A 17,481-nucleotide genomic window follows, 5' to 3' on the forward strand; every position below is an offset into this window, starting at 1 on the left:
GCATCTGGACCTTCGTCCACATGGCCTGTGGATAACCAGATTGGCTGACGGTGCAGACGGGCCTACCGTGGACCGTCGCCCGACGCGCCCGAAGCGGAGTCTGGCCGTTCGTTTTGTCAGTGTCGTGCCGTAGAAAGAGTGGCACGGCGAGGTCCGCGGGGCGGACGGGAGGAGGTGGCCCGGGTGAGCATTTCCGAGCCCTTGGACGACCCCTGGGCAGCCGACGGCGGTCCCAGCGAACGTCCTTCCGTCTCCCGCCAGCGCCGCGGCGAAGGCCGCGGTGGCCGCGAAGACCAGCACGAGCGGGGCAGGGACACCGGGGGCTGGGACGGCGGTTCCCCCGGCTTCGAGCGCGTGCCTCCGCAGGACCTGGACGCAGAGCAGTCCGTCCTCGGCGGCATGCTCCTCTCCAAGGACGCCATCGCTGATGTCGTGGAGATCATCAAGGGCCATGACTTCTACCGGCCCGCTCACGAGACCGTCTACACGGCGATCCTCGACCTCTATGCCAAGGGCGAGCCGGCCGACCCCATCACCGTCGCCGCCGAACTGGTCAAGCGGGGCGAGATCACCAGGGTCGGTGGTGCGCCGTACCTGCACACCCTGGTCCAGTCGGTCCCGACCGCGGCCAACGCCTCGTACTACGCGGAGATCGTCCATGAGCGCGCGGTGCTGCGGCGCCTCGTGGAGGCGGGCACCAAGATCACGCAGATGGGATACGCGGCGGACGGAGATGTCGACGAGATCGTCAACTCCGCCCAGGCCGAGATCTATGCCGTCACCGAGCAGCGCACCAGTGAGGACTATCTGCCGCTCGGCGACATCATGGAGGGCGCGCTCGACGAGATCGAGGCGATTGGGTCACGCAGTGGCGAGATGACCGGTGTTCCCACCGGGTTCACGGACTTCGACTCCCTCACCAATGGCCTGCACCCGGGCCAGATGATCGTCATCGCGGCACGTCCCGCCATGGGTAAGTCCACGCTGGCGCTGGACTTCGCCCGTGCCTGTTCCATCAAGAACAACCTGCCGAGCGTGATCTTCTCCCTCGAAATGGGCCGCAACGAGATCGCGATGCGTCTGCTGTCCGCCGAGGCCCGAGTGGCGCTGCACCACATGCGCTCGGGAACGATGACGGACGACGACTGGACCCGGCTCGCGCGCCGTATGCCGGATGTGTCGCAGGCCCCGCTCTATATCGACGACTCCCCGAACCTCTCGATGATGGAGATCCGGGCGAAGTGCCGACGCCTCAAGCAGCGCAATGGTCTGAAGCTGGTCGTCATCGACTATCTGCAGTTGATGCAGTCCGGTGGTTCGAAGCGCGCGGAGAGCCGTCAGCAGGAGGTCTCGGACATGTCCCGAAACCTCAAGCTGCTGGCGAAGGAGCTGGAGCTCCCGGTGATCGCGCTGTCGCAGCTGAACCGTGGTCCCGAGCAGCGTACGGACAAGAAGCCGATGGTCTCCGACCTGCGTGAATCAGGCTCCATCGAGCAGGACGCCGACATGGTCATCCTGCTGCACCGCGAGGATGCGTACGAGAAGGAGTCACCGCGCGCGGGCGAGGCGGACCTGATCGTCGCCAAGCACCGTAACGGCCCGACGGCGACGATCACGGTCGCCTTCCAGGGGCACTACTCCCGCTTCGTGGACATGGCACAGACCTGACCCAGGAGCAGTGCGGGATCCCGAGCTGCGGTACGCGGGCTGACGGCACTGACACGATGCCGATGCCCACCGTTGTCATTACCGATGCCGAGCTCATCCTGCGCTGGATCGACATCCACCCCGACTGCACCGCTCGCAGTGAGCCGGCCGCCGTCCTCGCGGCCCTTGACGCGGCCCAGTAGGACACGAACTCCCGGCATTGCCCGGGCCTCTTGGAGTACCGGTCCCGGACCTCGCCGGACGGCCGACCGCGAGACGCGCGCTCAATATCCTTGAGGGTCCATGAACCGGGGAGCGGTCGCTCCAGGCCTCATTGCTCGTGCTGGCTGGTGTCGGGGCTGTTGCCGAGGACGTTGTCGATGTAGGCCGCGAGCGCGGAGCGCAGGGCTTCGGGCGCCATCTTCTGATCGTCGATCAGGTGGGCCACGAGGTCGGCACGGATGGCGGCCAGCAGTGCGTGTGCGGTGAAATCAGCGTTGTGGACGCCGGGCACGTGCTCCAGTGCCACGCGGAGGATTTCATGCCACCAGCCGTAGTGCGCGGCCTGGTAGGGGCTGCTGAGCCCGGCGTCCTCCGCGGCCGACATCAGGCGCCGGTTCTCGATCTTGAAGCGCAGCGAGGCGTTGAGGAGGTCCAGCACCTGCTGCCGCGGTGAGGACCCGCCTGCATCCTGTGCTTCTCGCACGGCTTGCTGCAGGGGTTCGAGGCGGGAGGCGATCACGGCGCCGATCAGGCCGGCACGGTCGCCGAAGCGGCGGAAGAGGGTGCCTTTGCCCACACCCGCGGCCGCGGCGATGTCGTCCATCGACACGCTGTGGGGGCTGCTGCTGTGGGCGAACAGGGCGTCGGCGGCAGCCAGGATCGCTTCTCGGTTGCGTAGGGCGTCCGCGCGCTCTGTGCGCTGGGCCACGGGTCCTCCTTGGTCTTCGGCCTGTCCCGGCCCCCCGGAATGGTATCGGTGGGTTCGCGTCAGCAGTGGCTCGCGCCCGGCTGCCCTTCCCGCATGCAGGGACGGGCAGCCGAGCGGTCCGCGTGACGCGAAACGGGTCTGACCGTGTCGTCGAGCCAGTCGAAGATGCGCGCCACCGAAAGACGGAGGGCGCCCGGGTGGCAGTGGGCGTCGGCGCCTTCTTCCTCGGTGAAGCTCAGGAGTGTCTTCGGTGCGGTGAGGTGCCGGTACAGCTTGCGCGGATCGGATTCCTCGGTGGCGGAGTAGTACAGGTCGTTGGTCGCCTCACACACCAGCACGGGGCAGGTGATGTTCGCGGCGCTCCCGTCCCTGAAGTTGTAGCGGGCGTACTCGGCAAGGAACTCCCGGTCCGTCGAGGTCCCGGTGACGTAGCGGCCGTGGTCGAAGGCCCAGCGCATGATCGGGCTCTCGGCGCGGGCGGCGGCGATCATCCGGTCCAGTTCCTCGTCGTGCTCGGCTGCCGCGCGCCGGACGGCTTCTTCGTGCGACAGCGGGAGGTGAGCGGTCAGAGCGGAGACGGCGTCAAAGACACCGTCGACGGCGACAACGGCTGCCAGGCGCGGCTCGTAAGCCGCCGCGCGGGGCGCGAGATAGCCGCCGAGACTGACGCCGAGCAGCGCGATGCGGGCCGGATCGACGCCCGGTTCCTTGGTGAGGAAGTCCAGGACGGGACCGACCACGTTCTCCCAGTCCGGACGGAAGGTCGTCCCGTCCCGGTGGATGGCTGAGGGCTGCCCGGGGCCGTCGAACGTCAGGACGTGGTAGCCGCGTTCCTGTCCGCCGAGTGCGCCGAAGAAGTGCAGTTCCTCGGCTGCGCCGTCGAATCCGTTGTGCATCACCAGTGCCGGCTTCGGGCCCTCGCCCGCCGCCCGGTAGAAGTAGCCGCGCAGGACGCTGTCCTGGTAGGGGATCTCCACGGGCGTGATGTCGGTGAAGTGGGCGACGGCGTCGTGGAAGCAGGCGACGCTGCGCTCGTAGGCATGGTCGATGCGCGGGTCGTCGGGGTTGCCGTGGAGGAAGAACTCGGCCGCCCGGTAGTAGCTGGAGGCGCGCAGCAGTCCGTCGCGGGCGCTGATGGGGTGGCTCCCGCGCGCCTCGGTCTCCAGGCGCCCGGCAGTGGACAGCCACGCGTCGTGCCAGCCGTCGTAGTCGCCGGGGGTGACGCGGGAGGCGGTGGCCACGACTTCGCCGACGTCCGAGCCGCCGTAGGCGGCGAGACCGAGGTTGCGCAGGGTCTCGAACCAGAACGCCGGGTCGTCGTGGAACATCAGCTGCTTCAAGACACCTCCCTTTCAACGAAGGCACGGAAGGTGCCCGGGGGGCGCCCGGTGAGGCGCTGGACGGTGTCCGAGGTGCGGTCCTCGGCCCCCTCTGCGATGGCGACGTCCAGGCCGGCCAGCATCGTGGCGAACTCCAGCGGTATCTCGGCCGCCCAACGGTCGCGCAGCTGTTCAAATGTCAGCTGCCGGTGCACCACCGGGCGACCCGTGACCTCGGCGATGGTCGCTGCGACGTCGGCGTAGCTCAGCGTCTGCGGCCCGGTGAGGATCAGGTCGGTGTTGGGGGCCTGATCGTCGGTCAGGGCGCGTACGGCGACGGCGGCGATGTCCTCCGCGTCGATGAACCCGACGCGGCCGTCTCCCGAGGCCGACATGATGGCGCCCTCTTCGGCGATGCTGCGCGCGTGGGGGGTGGAGCCGGTGAAGTTCTGCATGAACCAGGAGGGCCGCAGCACCGCCCACTGCTCGAACAGGCCGGGCAGGGCCTGGTGGACCCGTCCCACCGCCGGACCGCCTGCGGGGATCGCCGACGAGCTGAGCAGCACCGCGCGGTGCACGCCGGCCGCGCGGGCCCGGCGGAGGAAGGGCAGCATGGCCTCGGCCGGGTCCGAGGATCCGATGGGCGGGATGAGGTAGACGCGGTCGACGCCGTCGATGGCCTCGCCCCAGGTCGCGGGTTCGTTCCAGTCGAAGCGGACAGCCTGGGTGCCCTCCGCCGGGGTGGCGCTTCGGCCGGCGGCCTTGACGCGGTGGCCCTCGGCGATCAGGCCGGCGGCGACGCGGTGGCCGGTGGTGCCGGTGGCCCCGATGACAAGGGTGGCGCTGGGGGTGCTCATCAGTTCGCTCCTGCGAAGTCGGCGCCGGGCTGCTGAACGGCGAGGGGGTTCCAGTAATCGCGGTAGGAGGTGATGCGCTGGTCTTTGACCGTGACCACGGCGATGTAGGTCATGTCGAAGGGGCTGTCGGTCTCCACCAGGCGGCCGACCCCACGCATCTCGACCACGATCGTCTCGGCGTCGGTGGTCTGGTGGATCTTCACGTCGGGGAAGTCGTGGAGGTCGACGTGGTCGGGGTAGTGGCGCATGTAGTCACCGACCGCGGTCTTGCCGTCCAGCCGCTTGGGCCAGCCTTCGGGCGCGAAGGGGAACTCGAGGACGCCATTGTCGTCCCACAGGTCCACCCAGCCGGGGATGTCCTTCTCCAGCAGCAGTTGCAGGCCGTGGCGGTACAGCTCGGAAGGCGTCATGGGCATGGTCATGATCAAGGTTTCCGTTTCCGCTCGAGGATGCAGCGATCCTGACCCGTCGGGACATCGCCTCTCGTCATGAGATGGGCGATACCTCCCGCGATGGTGGTTCCTCGCGACAGGCTGTTCGAACATATTCGGACCGACAGTCCGCATAGCTGGATCGTACGGACCGCCGGTCCGCTTTGCAAGCCTGAGCCGGTGGCCGCTGCCCGGACGACGTTCGTTACGGACGGCTTCTCGTCCGCGCGCCGCGTAATGTCACGTCATGCGCTCGACGTGACGTGGCGGCCCAGATAGACCTGCCTCATGACCTCTTGTTATGACGAGCTCCTTCCTGCCACGCGGCGGGCGCTGTTTCATCGCATCGCCGTTGCCCAGTCCGAAGGGCGCGCGCCCTCCCTTGTCGCCGGGGTGCAGCGCGACGGGCAGCTCGTGTGGTCGGGCTCCCGCAGCTCGGTCGACGGACATGCGCCGGACGCCGACACCCAGTACCGCATCGGCTCCATCACCAAGACCTTCACGGCCGTCCTGGTGCTGAGGCTGCGGGACGAAGGTCTGCTCGACCTGAACGACCCGCTGGAGCAGCACCTTCCCGGCACCGGGGTCGGGGACGTGACCATCGCTCAGTTGCTCGGTCACAGCGCCGGCCTGAGCGCGGAGACCACGGCGCCGTGGTGGGAGCGCACGCCTGGCTCGCTGCGCCCCGAACTCGCCGACGTTCTCGGAGACCAGTCGCGGATGCATCCGGTCGGGCGGCGCCACCATTACTCCAACCCCGGCTACACCGTTCTGGGTTCACTGATCGAGGCGGTACGGAAGGCCTCCTGGGAGGACGTCCTGCGGAGCGAGATCCTGGAACCGCTGGGCCTGCGCCGTACGAGCGCGCGGCCCGAGGCCCCTCATGCAGGTGGCTGGGCGGTGCATCCCTGGGCCGATGTGATGCTCCCCGAACCTTCCGAGGACCTTGGTCTGATGGCCCCGGCCGGACAGCTCTGGTCGACCGCCGCCGACCTCTGCCGCTTTGCTGCGTTCCTCGCCGAGGGCGACGAGCGCGTGCTGAGCGCGGCGTCCGTGCGGGAGATGAGGACGCCGTCCGTGCCGGCCGAGGCCGGGGAGTGGGACAGCACCTACGGCCTGGGGATGCAGATCGTACGGAAGGACGGCCGCACCCTTGTCGGGCATACGGGCTCGTTGCCCGGCTTCCTCGCTGGGCTCTGGGTGAGCGTGGACGACGGCATCGCGGCCGTCGCGCTCGCCAACGCCACCTCGGGGCCGTCCGCCGGGGCCGTGGCCGCCGATCTCGTCCGGATCGTGGCCGAGGCCGAACCGCGTATCCCCGATCCCTGGCGGCCGCTGCCGGAGGTCGACCACGCGCTGCTCGAGCTGACCGGGCCCTGGTACTGGGGGACTCAATCCTTCGGGCTGCGTCTGGTCGCCGACCGAGGCGTGGAACTGCAGCCGCTCGGCGGTCCCGGCCGCGGGTCGCGTTTCGCCGCGGAGGCAGATGGGACCTGGACCGGACTCACCGGCTACTACGCGGGGGAGACGCTTCGTGCGGTGCGGCTCGAGGACGGCTCGGTGAGCCATCTCGATCTGGCCTCGTTCGTCTTCACGCGTGAGCCGTATGAACCGGGGGCGGCTGTTCCGGGTGGCGTGGACAAGGAGGGCTGGCGCGGACTCAAGGCGTGAGACGGAGCTGATGTTTCACGTGAAACGGGAGCGAGGAGGATCCCGGGCCCGCTTCAGGCGGTCAACTCCCGCTCCAGCGGGGTACGGAAGCGCGGCGTAATCCGGGCTTCGGCCACCCAGCCCGACAGCCGCGAGGCCTCTGCTGCGATGGCGGCGGTGGCCTCAGAGCCGGGGTCCGTCAGCAGCCGCCAGACGATCTCACCGTCCGCGCGCTGAGCCCAGCCGCCGATGATCTGCCCGTTCCACCACACCGTGGGTCCGACATTGCCCGAGCGGTCGAAGAGCGCCACGCTGTGGTCCGCGGTCAGGTGGAAGCGGCGGTCGGCCCAAGCCATGGCGCTCGGGTCGAGCGCGGGCAGCAGGGCGGCCCAGGGTTCCAGGGGCTCCTCGGATGCCGTGTCGCCGGGAGCCACATAACCGGTGCCCTCAGAGAGGTCGACCTCCTCCGCCCCGGCGGCAGCCAGTGCCTTGCGCAAGTCTGCGAGGCTCCACCCCGTCCACCACTTGAGGTCGGACTCGGTGGCCGGTCCGTACGACTGGAGCCAGCGTCGCGCCAGTTCGGACCATGCCTCGGTGGGCGACAGCGTGGGCCAGGGGTCGCCTGCCGTCCAGCGGAACTGGCTGGAGGTCCAGGAGCCGCGCGGCCGGTCCCGCCGGATGCGGCAGTCCGCGGCGAGCAGCCGGATCACACGGGTGGCGACGCCCTGCACCGTCTCGTACTTCTTGCCGGGGAAGACCGTGATCTTTGTCTTCAGTGCGGGCACGTCGGTGGAGAGCTGGCTGCCGGTGGCGGAGCCACGCGTGGCGATGGCGGCGAGTACCGCTTCCTCTGCCTCGGCCAGCCAGGTCTCGTCCAGACCGTTCGCGTCCTCCTCCAGGTGGCTGAGCAGTGTCCTGCGCTCCTTGGCCGCGATGGCGCGAGCGGTGGAGGCGTCGACATACGGGGCGAGTTCGGCGGAGACCGCGAAGAGCGTGCGCCGCATGGAGAGGAGCCGGACCAGCGTCACGTCCTCGTACAGAGACTGCTCCACTGCCTGGACGCTCGGGTCGTTGAGGCGTGCGCAGGCGGAGAGGAAGACGGTCGCGGCATCGGTGGCATGCAGCGCGACGAGCGCGTCGGCGACCGCCACCGGTGAGTCGGCTCGTACGGACGGAGCCAGCAGATGGCGGCGGCCGAGCCGGATGCGGCGCTGCTCGTCACTGATCCGGTGCACGCTGAACTCCCTTGGTCAGAGGAGGAGTTTGAAACCTGCATGGGATGCCTCGAAGCCGAGCCGCTCGTAGAAGCGGTGGGCTTCGGTGCGGGAGGTATCGGAGGTCAGTTGCACCAACTGGCAGTTCTGGCGGCGGGATTCGTCGATGGCCCACTCGATGAGACGGGTGCCCAGACCGAGGCCGCGTTCGTCGGCGTGGATCCGTACGCCCTCGATGATCGAGCGGGTCGAGCCGCGCCGGGAGAGCCCCGGGACGATCGTGAGCTGGAGGGTCCCGACGACCTGGTCCGAGCGCACGGCCACGGCCTGGATCTGGTTCGGGTCCTGGCTCAGCCGCTCGAAGGCGGCGGTGTACGGGGCGAGGTCGTCCGGCGATTCGCGCTGCGCGCCCAGCGGGTCGTCGGCGAGCATCGCCACGATCGCCGGGATGTCGTCGAGAACCGCGGGCCGTATGTCCAGATCGCTCATGGTCCGCAGATTACGCGGGGACCCGCAGTTCCTCGACGGCCTGTACCAGGGGAGCGAACTCAGGGTTCTTGGCCGCCTCGTCGAGGGCCTCGCGCAGCGCTGCGTCATTGGACGGCCGGGCCTCGGCGAGCAGGGCCAGACCGGACTCGGTGACATCGGTGTAGATACCGCGGCGGTCGGTGTCGCAGAGATAGCGGGTCAGCAGGCCGCGGTCCTCGAGCCGGGTGACGAGCCGGGTGGTGGCGCTCTGGCTGAGGACGACGGCGTCCGCCACCTGCTTCATCTGCAGATGGCCGCCGGGGCCGCTGTGCTGGCGGCTGAGGACATCGAGGAGGGAGTACTCGCGCATGCTCAGGCCGTGCTTGTTCTCCAGGGCGCGCTCGACGTGTGCCTCGATCTTCCCGTGGAGCAGAGAGAGGGCGCACCAGCTCTGGGAGAGCGCGGTGAGTGCGGGGTCGGTCGCGGTCATCTGTCTTCCTCCTCCGTGCCGGAGCGGCTCTGCCCAGGATAGACGACGAACGCAATAGTCCGCGTTTGCAATTATCTCGCCTGCCCAAAGGCTAGCCCGCGGCCACCGACAGCGGCGCGAAGCGGCGAGTCCAGTCGCCGGGAAGGTCTGGGATGCGATAGGTCATCACGGTGTTGAAGGCGACCGTTTCCAGGCCGTGCTCCTTCACCCACGCGATGAGCTCCTCGTGCCGTACGTCGATGTCCGTACGCAGCGGCCGGTCCGTGCCCGCCGCCAGCGAAGCGACCAGGGCCTTCGCGGTCTCCGTGTCCCGGGCGATCAGCGGTCCGACGACATGGGTCTGCATATTGGGCCAGGCCGCGGCGTACCCGGTGAGGACCCCGTCCTCCTCCGCGACGCGGAGCTGATCGGCAAAGGCCGGCAGCCGCGTGATCATGTGGGTGCGGTCGAGGCCGAAGACCTCGGCGTCGAGACGCACGATCGCGGGAAGGTCCTCGGCCGTCGCCGGCCGGGTGATCACCTTTGCCTCGGGGGCAGACTCCGGGACCCGCAGGTGGCCGCGGACCATCTCGGCGCGGCCGGTCTCGACGAAGCCCAGCTGCTCATAGAGGGGCTGCCCGTACGGCGTTGCGTGCAGCGTCAGCGGGATGTCCCCGGCCTCGTTCACAACGTGCTGCATGAGGCGGCGCCCGACGCCCCGGCCGGCGTACCGCTCGGCAACAAGCATCATCCCGATCGCGGCGAGCCCGGGGCCGTAGGAGGTGACCACGCAGGCGGTCACCAGACCCTTGCCCTCCGGGTCATCGATTCCGTACCCCGTACCGGCCGTGAGCAGCAGACCCCATTTGTGCTCCTCGCGCGGCCAGCCCCGGTCCTCGGAGAGATCTGCGCAGGATGTGAGGTCGTCGGTGGTCAGACGGCGGATGGGCAGCTCGGAGAGCGGTGTCGACATAAGGGTCAGGCTGTCGGACGTAGTGATCGCTCGTCCAGCGCTTTCCGAGAAGTGATCAGGCCGCGCAAGCGCCGACCGCGACGGGTGAGACCCCATGGCTTGAGTACCGAGACAACCGTCATGAAGACATACGTCGTGAAGGAGACGACGGGTCCCATCACCAGGCCCAGAGGGTCCGTCAGCGTCGCCCCGGAGGCCACGGTGTCGACCGCGGCATTGACACCCGGACGCAGCGCGAAGATGGATGCGGTGATGGTGATGAGCGTCAGCCAGAACTTCGCGTAGACCCAGCGGTGTCGCGCGAGACCCCACTGTGTTCCGAGCGACAGCACGAGGCCGCTGAACAGGGTCAGCAGGGCGAGAGGAATCACCAGCCAGTCCGTGAAGACCTTCATCGAGCGGCAGGCGGCCTCGATCATGGCGGCGGACTCTGTGGTGGCTGCGGTGAGGGAGAGCGCGAGCAGGCCGAGTGTGAGCCCCAGCCAGCCGGCGGATGCGGCGACATGGACGACGAGGAGAGCCCGGCGGGCGGGGCGCTTGAGTGGTTTCACGTGAAACACCGTGCCGGGCGGGCAGACGTATCGCGTCTGACAGCGGGAGTAGCCCCGCGTACTAACCTCGGCGTACATGGCGTACCGGAAGAGAAGACCCAGACTTCACATCTTCGATCTCGACGGCACTTTGATCCGTGGCTCGGCGGCGACCGTGGAGATATCCCGCCAGCTGGGGCTGCTGGAGGAGATCGGCGAGCTGGAGCGGGAACTGATCGCCGGAACGATAGGCCCGCCGGAGTATGCGGTGCATGTGCATGCGCTCTGGGGCGGTCTCACGGAGGCTCATGTCTCGGCAGCGTTCGAGGCTGCACCCTGGCTCGACGGTATCCAGGACGTGTGGCGGGAGATCCGTAACAGCGGGGACTACTGCGCCGTCATTTCACTCTCACCCTCCTTCTTTGTGGAGCGGCTGCTGGGCTGGGGGGCTCATGCGGCGCACGGATCACGCTTTCCCGACGTTCCGTTCACCCGGCCTGTGGAGCCGGCGGGCATTCTCAATGCGGCCGCGAAGGTGAAGATCGCGAATCGGCTCTGTGCAGAGTTCGGGGTAGGTCTGGACACATGTGTTGCGTATGGTGATTCCATGTCCGACGCGGAGATCTTCGCGGTAGTGCCCACAACGGTGGCGATGAACGCCGATCACCATCTGTCGGGCCTGGCTACGCATGCCTATACGGGGGGCGATCTGCGCGAGGCCTACGAACTGGTGCGATTCCGCCGCTAGTTCAGGAGCCCGGAGGTGGTCCGGGCGACCCGGAATTTGGACATGGGGGCAATGGAGCCTAACGAAAAAGCGGGTCCGGATGCCCGGACTTTCCGCTCTTTGTCCCCTGTGTTGGTGCTCCCTGGCATGCTGCGACAACGGGCGCTGCGGGCAATGTCACATTTCTTGCTCAGTCGTCCCGATTCAGCTTGCGGTCGTGGTTAGTGTGGGCTGGCAGTAGTCCTGAGCGAAGCGGGGAATGAAGCACGTTCCGAGCCACGGAAGTGCGGACCGACCGAAAGATGTTCGAGGCGAGGCAGACAATGGACGCTCCGACCACCACGTCGGCCGACAATGGCACTTCGGACGAGAGCAGCGGGGGCGGATGGTTCACCCCTCGTAAGCGGCCGGTCCAGGGCCGGACCGACCCTGGTGAGGAGGCTTCCGCGGGTGACGCGGGCCAGGAGCGGATAACGGCCCCGAGGCGTCCTGTCGCTTCCATACGCCCGGTCGGCTCCGTCACCTCTCGTCCGGCGCGGCCGGCGGCGAGGGATGAGCCGCGGCCCACGACTCCCGTCGACGAAGCCCCGCCGGCCGGGGCGGCCGAGACCGCGGGTGGGCGCCAGGATCCCCGTGCCCGCGAAAGCCGGGCGGATCCTCGCGTGCCGAGCCCCCGTGAAGCGCCCCACCCCCATCAAGCTCCTTGGCCCCGTGATGCGATCTGGCCCGTCGAGAGCCCGCGGCGTCTCCATAGCGCGGGCCACGTGGACCAGGCTCACGAACCCGCGGCACAGCCTCACGGCACAGCGGGCAGACCACAGGAAGCCGCGGAACGGCCCTACGAAGCCGTAGAAGCGCGCGAAGTCCCCCAGCCGCGCGAAGCGCCGCGCGAGGCCCCACGCGAAGCCGGCCAGCCGCGCGAAGCCCCCCGTGACAATCCCCACCCGCAGCCCGTCGCGCCCGCCGGCGGCGCCTCGCCCGACGCGATCCTCATCCGCCGCACCATGGCGGAGATCGGGCCCGTCGCGGACAAGGTCACCTCGTACTTCTACGCCCTGCTCTTCGTCCGCCACCCCGAGCTACGGAGCCTCTTCCCCGCCGCCATGGACGCCCAGCGCGACCGGCTCCTCAAGGCCCTGCTCACCGCCGCCGAGCACATGGACAACGCGGAGGTGCTCACCGACTACCTCCAGCACCTGGGCCGCGGCCACCGCAAGTACGGCACCGAACCCGCGCACTATCCCGCCGTCGGCGAGGCCCTGCTCGGAGCGCTGACCCGGTACGCCACCTCGACCTGGGACGAGGCGACCGAGGCCGCTTGGGTGCGCACCTACACCACGATCTCGCAGATCATGATCGACGCGGCCGCCGAGAACGAGCGGACGGCGCCCGCCTGGTGGCACGCCGAGGTGGTGTCGCACGATCTCCGGACCCCCGACATCGCGATCATCACCGTGCGCCCGGACCAGCCGTACGCGTTCGTGGCCGGGCAGTACACCAGCCTGGAAACGCCCTGGTGGCCGCGGATCTGGCGGCACTACTCCTTCGCCGGCGCGCCCCGCGCCGACGGTCTGCTCTCCTTCCACGTCAAGGCGGTACCGGCGGGCTGGGTCTCCAACGCCCTGGTCCGCCACGCGCGCCCCGGCGACATGCTGCGGCTCGGGCCTCCTGCGGGATCCATGACCGTCGACCACTCCACCGACAACGGCCTGCTCTGTCTGGGCGGCGGCACCGGTATCGCGCCGATCAAGGCACTGGTCGAGGACGTCGCCGAGCACGGTGAGCAGCGCCCGGTGGAGGTCTTCTACGGGGCGCGTACCGACTACGACCTGTACGACATCGACACCATGCTCCGGCTCCAGCAGACGCACCCGTGGCTGTCGGTGCGCCCGGTGGTGGACGACCGTGCGCAGTTCCCGGACGCCGTGCGGGAGTTCGGCCCGTGGTACGAGTACGACGCCTATCTCTCGGGGCCGCCCGGCATGATCCGCAGCGGTGTGGACGCGCTGCGCCGCATCGGTATCCCGTCCGCCCGGATCCGCCACGACTCCCTCGAAGAGCTCGTCGCGGCGGGCGACTAGCGCACGACAGCCGAGGCGGGCAGGGTCAGCCCAGGTCTGGGGCGTGCATCGCGCGCACACCCTCGATATTGCCGTCCAGGTAGTGCCGCAGCGACAGCGGTACGAGATGGACGGCGGCGATGCCGACCCGGCTGAACGGCACCCGTACGATCTCGTACTCCCCGCTGGGTTCGTCGATCTCCGGGCCGTGCCGTCGCGAGGGGTCCATGGACTCCAGCCGGCAGACGAAGAAGTGCTGCACCTTGACCCCCGTCACACCGCCGTCGGCGATGTGCTCGACGGTGTCGACGAAGCAGGGCACCACGTCGGTGATCTTGGCGCCGAGCTCTTCGTCCACCTCCCGGTGGAGCGCGTCCACCACGGTGGCGTCCTCGGGCTCGACTCCGCCGCCGGGCGTGAGCCAGTAGGGATCCACGCCGGGCTTGGTGCGCTTGATCAGGACGAGATCGTCGCCGTCGAGCAGGATGGCGCGTGCGGTGCGCTTGACCACTGGCCGTTCGGTCATGGCTAGAAAATGGCCCGCCAGACCCGTTCTGAAACTCCCGGCAGCCATGCGGTCACCAGTCGACCGCAGCACGCAGCAGCCACTCGTGCGCCCGCGCGATGTGCGGGAGTGCGAGTGTGCCGGTCCGGACGACGAGAAAGTACGTACGCAGCGGGGGTACGGGAGGGTCGAGCAGTGCCACCAAACGCCCGCTGCGGAGATCCCCCTCGCACAGATAGCGCGGCAGCACGGCGAGGCCCGCGCCCGAGGCCGCGGTCTCCAGGACGGCCCGCAGGTCGGGGGCGATCACGGCGCCCGCGGCGGCCGGCCGGGAGTCGAAGACGGCGGACCAGTAGCGCGAGACGAACGGCAGGGATTCGTGGACTTCCACGACGGGCAACTGCTCGAGCACCACATGCCCGCCGCGCAGCACTCCGGGACCCAGCCGGGCCGCCCAGCGCGGCGAGGCGACCAGGACGTGCTCCTCGTCGCAGAGCGGCGTCGCCGTGAGCAGCTCGCCGCGCGGACGGGCGGTGGCGATAGCCAGATCGTGGTGTCCGGCGGCCAGACCTTCCAGCGTCTCCTCGGCGTTCCCGAAAGAGGCTCGCAGCGCGAGGCCCTGGGATATGAGCGGGGTGAGGGCGGGCAGGGCGCGCAGCGACACGAACTCCGGGGGACCCGCCAGATGCAGGGTCCGTACGCCCGACTCCTCGTCGAGACCGGTCTCGGCGATCTCTACCAGGGCGTCCAGATGAGGGGCGGCCCGGTGCGCGAGTTCGTCGCCGATGGTCGTGGGGGTCACTCCGCGGGCCTGGCGCAGGAACAGCGGCCGCCCCAGCTGCTTCTCCAGCGTGCGGATCTGCCCGGTCACGGCGGGCTGGGAGAGCCCCAGCAGTGCGGCGGCACGGGTGAAGGAGCCGGCCCGGTGCACCGTGACGAATGTGCGCAGCAGGGCCAGATCCATGCCAAGCCCCTCTCGACCGACGATGCCCGCGGACCGGACAACTATAAATAAGTCGATAGGTCGCTGTCGCTACTGTGATTGGACACTGACGCAGAGTCAACTAGCCTTGTTCGCGCGGTTCTTCGCGCAGAGAACCGAGGGCGGTCCGAGCCATGAGGGGGGAGGCTCGGACCGCTCGTTTTGCGTAGTGCCGCTCAGCGCGCCGTTGTACTCCGGCGTACGCCCCCGGTCCACTACCGCGCGCGGCTTCGTGCGCCCCGCCCCGAGTTGCCGGCCTCAACCCGAACTGTCCGGAACCAGCGACTCCGCCCTAACGTGCCGCCTTGTCCAGCGCCCGCAGCACATCCGCCACCAGGTCCTTCGCGTCCTCGGCGCCCGCCGAGAAGCGGATGAAGCCCTCCGGAACCGCGTCGCCACCCCAGCGACCGCGTCGCTCAGCGGTGGAACGCACTCCGCCGAAGCTCGTCGCGTCGTCCACCAGCCGCAGCCCGCCCAGGAAGCGTTCCGCGTGCCCCCGATCCGGCAGCACGAACGAGACCACGGAGCCGAAGCGCCGCATCTGCTGCGAAGCGATCTTGTACGAGGGGTCCGACGGCAGCCCGGGATACCGCAGCCCGCTCACCTCGCCCCGGCCGCCCAGTGCCTCCGCAAGCGCCAGCGCATTCGCGCACTGCCGCTCGATCCGCAGCTGAAGCGTGGCCAGGGAGCGGTGCGCGAGCCACGCCTCCATCGGGCCGGGAATCGCCCCGACCACCTTGCGCCAGCGCCGTACACCCGCCACCAACTCCGGATCCCGGCAGGTCACATGGCCGAGCAGGATATCTCCGTGGCCCGTCATGCCCTTGGTGTCGCTGGCCACCGAGAAGTCCGCGCCGAGCTCCAGCGGCCGCTGACCGAGCGGCGTCGCGAGGGTGTTGTCGACCGCGACCAGCGCGCCGGCCGCGTGCGCCGCCTCCACCAGCCGCCGTACGTCACACACGTCCAGCCCCGGATTGGACGGCGTCTCGATCCACAGCAGCCGCGCGCCGTCGAGCACGCCCAGTTGAGCGTCGCCGCCCGTCGGCGCGGTCCTGACCTCGACGCCGTAGGCCTCGAGACGTTCCCGCAGCAGCGGCAGCGCCTGATAGCCGTCGTCCGGCAGCACCACCGCTTCCCCAGCCTTCAGCTGAGAGAAGAGCACCGCCGAGATCGCCGCCATCCCCGAGGCGAAGGCCACGGTGCCTACGGACTCCCCCGGCGCCTCGAGCTCGCCGATCGCCCGCTCCAGATGGGTCCAGGTCGGGTTCTCGTCACGGCCGTAGGTGTAAGGACCGGTGGGCTCGCCCGGGAGGTGGAAGTGGGCCGCGAAGACCGGTCCGGGCAGGGTCGGTTCGTACTTCACCGGCTCGGGAAGCCCGGCCCGCACCGCCCTGGTGCCGTCGCCCAGGCTTCCGCCGTCGCCTGCACTCATGCCGCCGCTCATGCCGCACGCTCCTCGACTGCCATCCGTACGACGTCGAGCAACCCCTCGCTCGCCGCCTCCACCATCTCAAGGCACTCCTCGAAACCGTCCATACCGCCGTAGTACGGATCCGGAACATCCAGGTCTCCGGCCGCGGACGGGTCGTACGACCGCAGCAGCCGCACCTTTGAGGCGTCCGCGGCCGTCGGCGCGAGCCGCCGCAGCTCCCGCAGATGCCCCTCGTCCAGCGCGATCACCAGATCGAGGAGCGGGAACCAGGAGGCGCGGAACTGCCGGGCGCTGTGCCCGGACTCGTAGCCGTTCGCCTCCAGCACGGCGACGGTGCGGCCGTCCGCGCCGTCGCCCTCGTGCCAGCCTCCGGTGCCCGCGCTGTCCACCTCGACCACCCCGTCGAGTCCGGCCTCGGCCACGCGCGCGCGGAAGACGGACTCGGCCATGGGTGAGCGGCAGATGTTGCCGGTGCAGACGAAGCAGACGCGATACGCAGAACTCACTCGGTGTTCAGTCCTTGTCCGGCAGAGCGACATTCATCGCCCAGGAAACGACAGAGATGATCAGGCCGCCGAGCACGGCGGTCCAGAAGCCCTCGACGTGGAAGTTCAGGTCGAACTGGTCGGCCAGCCAGGAGGTCAGCAGCAACATCAGGGCGTTGATGACCAGCGTGATCAACCCGAGGGTGAGGATGAACAGCGGCAGGGTCAGCAGCTTCACGACAGGCTTGACGAGGAAGTTGACCAGACCGAAGAGCAGCGCCACCAGGACCAGCGTCCAGGCCTTCTTGCCGGTGCTGTCCCCGGTGAGGGTTATGTCCTCCAGCAGCCAGATGGCCACCAGCAGGGCTGCCGCATTGGCGATCGTCTTGACTAGGAAATTCATCATGTGTCTGATCGTGGCAGACGTGATCGGACCTACGGCAGGGGCGGACGGACCATGAAGGCATTCCGACTGGATGAGCTGGAGGCGGAGCGCGCCGCCAACGACGGCGCATATCTCCAGTTTCTGCGCGAGCGGAACATGTCGGTCGGGTTGTACGCGCTGGATGCCGGTGATCTCGACCCCCAGCTGCCCCACCGCCAGGATGAGGTCTACTTCGTCGTCAGCGGCCGCGCCTCCATCACGGTCGGGATGGAGACGACCCAGGTCGGACGGGGCAGTGTGGTCTATGTCCCCGCCGGAGTGGCCCATAAGTTCCACCACATCACCGAGGATCTGCGGGTCATGGTGGTCTTTTCTCCCCCTGAGAGCTGACCGGAACCCTGCCCGGTCCCTAGGGG

19 protein-coding genes are annotated in these 17,481 nt (G+C 69.0%); 5 read left to right on the forward strand and 14 right to left on the reverse strand.

Going from position 1 to position 17,481, the window contains the following annotated elements:
- Window positions 1–183 precede the first annotated feature (183 nt).
- Window positions 184–1,668 carry a replicative DNA helicase gene (dnaB, locus tag OOK40_RS14130; RefSeq protein WP_266480630.1) on the forward strand — a complete coding sequence of 495 codons (1,485 nt, stop codon included), beginning with the start codon at window positions 184–186 and terminating at the stop codon, window positions 1,666–1,668.
- Window positions 1,669–1,978: 310 nt separating this feature from the next.
- Here dnaB and OOK40_RS14135 read toward each other — a convergent pair whose 3' ends face one another.
- From OOK40_RS14135 to OOK40_RS14150, 4 genes are read right to left on the reverse strand one after another with little or no spacing between them, the layout of a single operon-like run.
- Window positions 1,979–2,578: a TetR/AcrR family transcriptional regulator gene (locus tag OOK40_RS14135; protein WP_266480633.1), complete on the reverse strand. Its 600-nt coding sequence runs from the start codon at window positions 2,576–2,578 to the stop codon at window positions 1,979–1,981.
- Between the two features lie 59 nt (window positions 2,579–2,637).
- Window positions 2,638–3,918, reverse strand: a complete 1,281-nt coding sequence (locus tag OOK40_RS14140; RefSeq protein ID WP_266480635.1) for a S9 family peptidase — start codon at window positions 3,916–3,918, stop codon at window positions 2,638–2,640.
- On the reverse strand, window positions 3,915–4,754 hold the full coding sequence (locus OOK40_RS14145) for an NAD(P)H-binding protein (protein WP_266480637.1): 840 nt from the start codon (window positions 4,752–4,754) through the stop codon (window positions 3,915–3,917). Before OOK40_RS14145 ends, OOK40_RS14140 begins: the two co-directional genes overlap by 4 nt.
- The gene (locus tag OOK40_RS14150; RefSeq protein ID WP_266480640.1) at window positions 4,754–5,176 is read right to left on the reverse strand and encodes a nuclear transport factor 2 family protein; all 423 of its coding nucleotides are present in this window, start codon (window positions 5,174–5,176) and stop codon (window positions 4,754–4,756) included. Before OOK40_RS14150 ends, OOK40_RS14145 begins: the two co-directional genes overlap by 1 nt.
- 297 nt (window positions 5,177–5,473) lie before the next feature.
- Here OOK40_RS14150 and OOK40_RS14155 point away from each other — a divergent pair, with 297 nt between their 5' ends.
- Window positions 5,474–6,856 carry a serine hydrolase gene (locus tag OOK40_RS14155; protein ID WP_266480643.1) on the forward strand — a complete coding sequence of 461 codons (1,383 nt, stop codon included), beginning with the start codon at window positions 5,474–5,476 and terminating at the stop codon, window positions 6,854–6,856.
- Between the two features lie 53 nt (window positions 6,857–6,909).
- Here OOK40_RS14155 and OOK40_RS14160 read toward each other — a convergent pair whose 3' ends face one another.
- The 5 genes from OOK40_RS14160 to OOK40_RS14180 form a co-directional block, all read right to left on the reverse strand.
- A complete protein-coding gene (locus tag OOK40_RS14160) occupies window positions 6,910–8,070 on the reverse strand; it encodes a winged helix DNA-binding domain-containing protein (RefSeq protein WP_266480645.1) in 1,161 nt (386 codons plus the stop codon).
- A 15-nt stretch (window positions 8,071–8,085) separates the two neighbouring features.
- On the reverse strand, window positions 8,086–8,538 hold the full coding sequence (locus OOK40_RS14165; protein WP_266480649.1) for a GNAT family N-acetyltransferase: 453 nt from the start codon (window positions 8,536–8,538) through the stop codon (window positions 8,086–8,088).
- A 10-nt stretch (window positions 8,539–8,548) separates the two neighbouring features.
- The gene (locus tag OOK40_RS14170) at window positions 8,549–9,007 is read right to left on the reverse strand and encodes a MarR family winged helix-turn-helix transcriptional regulator (RefSeq protein WP_266480651.1); all 459 of its coding nucleotides are present in this window, start codon (window positions 9,005–9,007) and stop codon (window positions 8,549–8,551) included.
- A gap of 91 nt (window positions 9,008–9,098) precedes the next feature.
- Complete coding sequence (locus tag OOK40_RS14175) at window positions 9,099–9,959, reverse strand: GNAT family N-acetyltransferase (protein WP_266480654.1); 861 nt, start codon at window positions 9,957–9,959, stop codon at window positions 9,099–9,101.
- Window positions 9,960–9,964: 5 nt separating this feature from the next.
- Window positions 9,965–10,510, reverse strand: a complete 546-nt coding sequence (locus tag OOK40_RS14180; RefSeq protein WP_266480657.1) for a DUF2269 domain-containing protein — start codon at window positions 10,508–10,510, stop codon at window positions 9,965–9,967.
- A gap of 76 nt (window positions 10,511–10,586) precedes the next feature.
- Between OOK40_RS14180 and OOK40_RS14185 the strand changes: the two genes are divergently transcribed.
- Window positions 10,587–11,237, forward strand: coding sequence for an HAD family phosphatase (locus OOK40_RS14185; protein WP_266480660.1), 651 nt, complete (start codon window positions 10,587–10,589; stop codon window positions 11,235–11,237).
- A gap of 302 nt (window positions 11,238–11,539) precedes the next feature.
- Entirely contained in the window at window positions 11,540–13,297 is a 1,758-nt protein-coding gene (locus OOK40_RS14190; protein WP_266480663.1) for a globin domain-containing protein, read from the forward strand.
- Between the two features lie 25 nt (window positions 13,298–13,322).
- Here the strand turns inward: OOK40_RS14190 and OOK40_RS14195 are convergent, their stop codons facing one another.
- From OOK40_RS14195 to OOK40_RS14215, 5 genes are all read right to left on the reverse strand, one after another.
- Window positions 13,323–13,802 (reverse strand): NUDIX domain-containing protein, encoded by a 480-nt coding sequence (locus tag OOK40_RS14195; protein ID WP_266480665.1) that lies wholly within the window; start codon window positions 13,800–13,802, stop codon window positions 13,323–13,325.
- A gap of 52 nt (window positions 13,803–13,854) precedes the next feature.
- The gene (locus OOK40_RS14200; RefSeq protein ID WP_266480668.1) at window positions 13,855–14,745 is read right to left on the reverse strand and encodes a LysR family transcriptional regulator; all 891 of its coding nucleotides are present in this window, start codon (window positions 14,743–14,745) and stop codon (window positions 13,855–13,857) included.
- A gap of 310 nt (window positions 14,746–15,055) precedes the next feature.
- Window positions 15,056–16,195 carry a cystathionine gamma-lyase gene (locus tag OOK40_RS14205; RefSeq protein WP_266480670.1) on the reverse strand — a complete coding sequence of 380 codons (1,140 nt, stop codon included), beginning with the start codon at window positions 16,193–16,195 and terminating at the stop codon, window positions 15,056–15,058.
- A gap of 8 nt (window positions 16,196–16,203) precedes the next feature.
- Window positions 16,204–16,701, reverse strand: a complete 498-nt coding sequence (locus OOK40_RS14210; RefSeq protein ID WP_266480672.1) for a low molecular weight protein-tyrosine-phosphatase — start codon at window positions 16,699–16,701, stop codon at window positions 16,204–16,206.
- Between the two features lie 7 nt (window positions 16,702–16,708).
- Window positions 16,709–17,086 carry a phage holin family protein gene (locus OOK40_RS14215; RefSeq protein ID WP_266480674.1) on the reverse strand — a complete coding sequence of 126 codons (378 nt, stop codon included), beginning with the start codon at window positions 17,084–17,086 and terminating at the stop codon, window positions 16,709–16,711.
- A 51-nt stretch (window positions 17,087–17,137) separates the two neighbouring features.
- On the opposite strand from OOK40_RS14215, the gene OOK40_RS14220 reads away from it, so the two are divergent.
- Window positions 17,138–17,455 carry a cupin domain-containing protein gene (locus OOK40_RS14220; protein WP_266480676.1) on the forward strand — a complete coding sequence of 106 codons (318 nt, stop codon included), beginning with the start codon at window positions 17,138–17,140 and terminating at the stop codon, window positions 17,453–17,455.
- The last annotated feature ends 26 nt before the right edge of the window (window positions 17,456–17,481 follow it).

Source organism: Streptomyces sp. NBC_01481 (genome assembly GCF_026339995.1).
Taxonomy (GTDB): Bacteria; Actinomycetota; Actinomycetes; order Streptomycetales; family Streptomycetaceae; genus Streptomyces.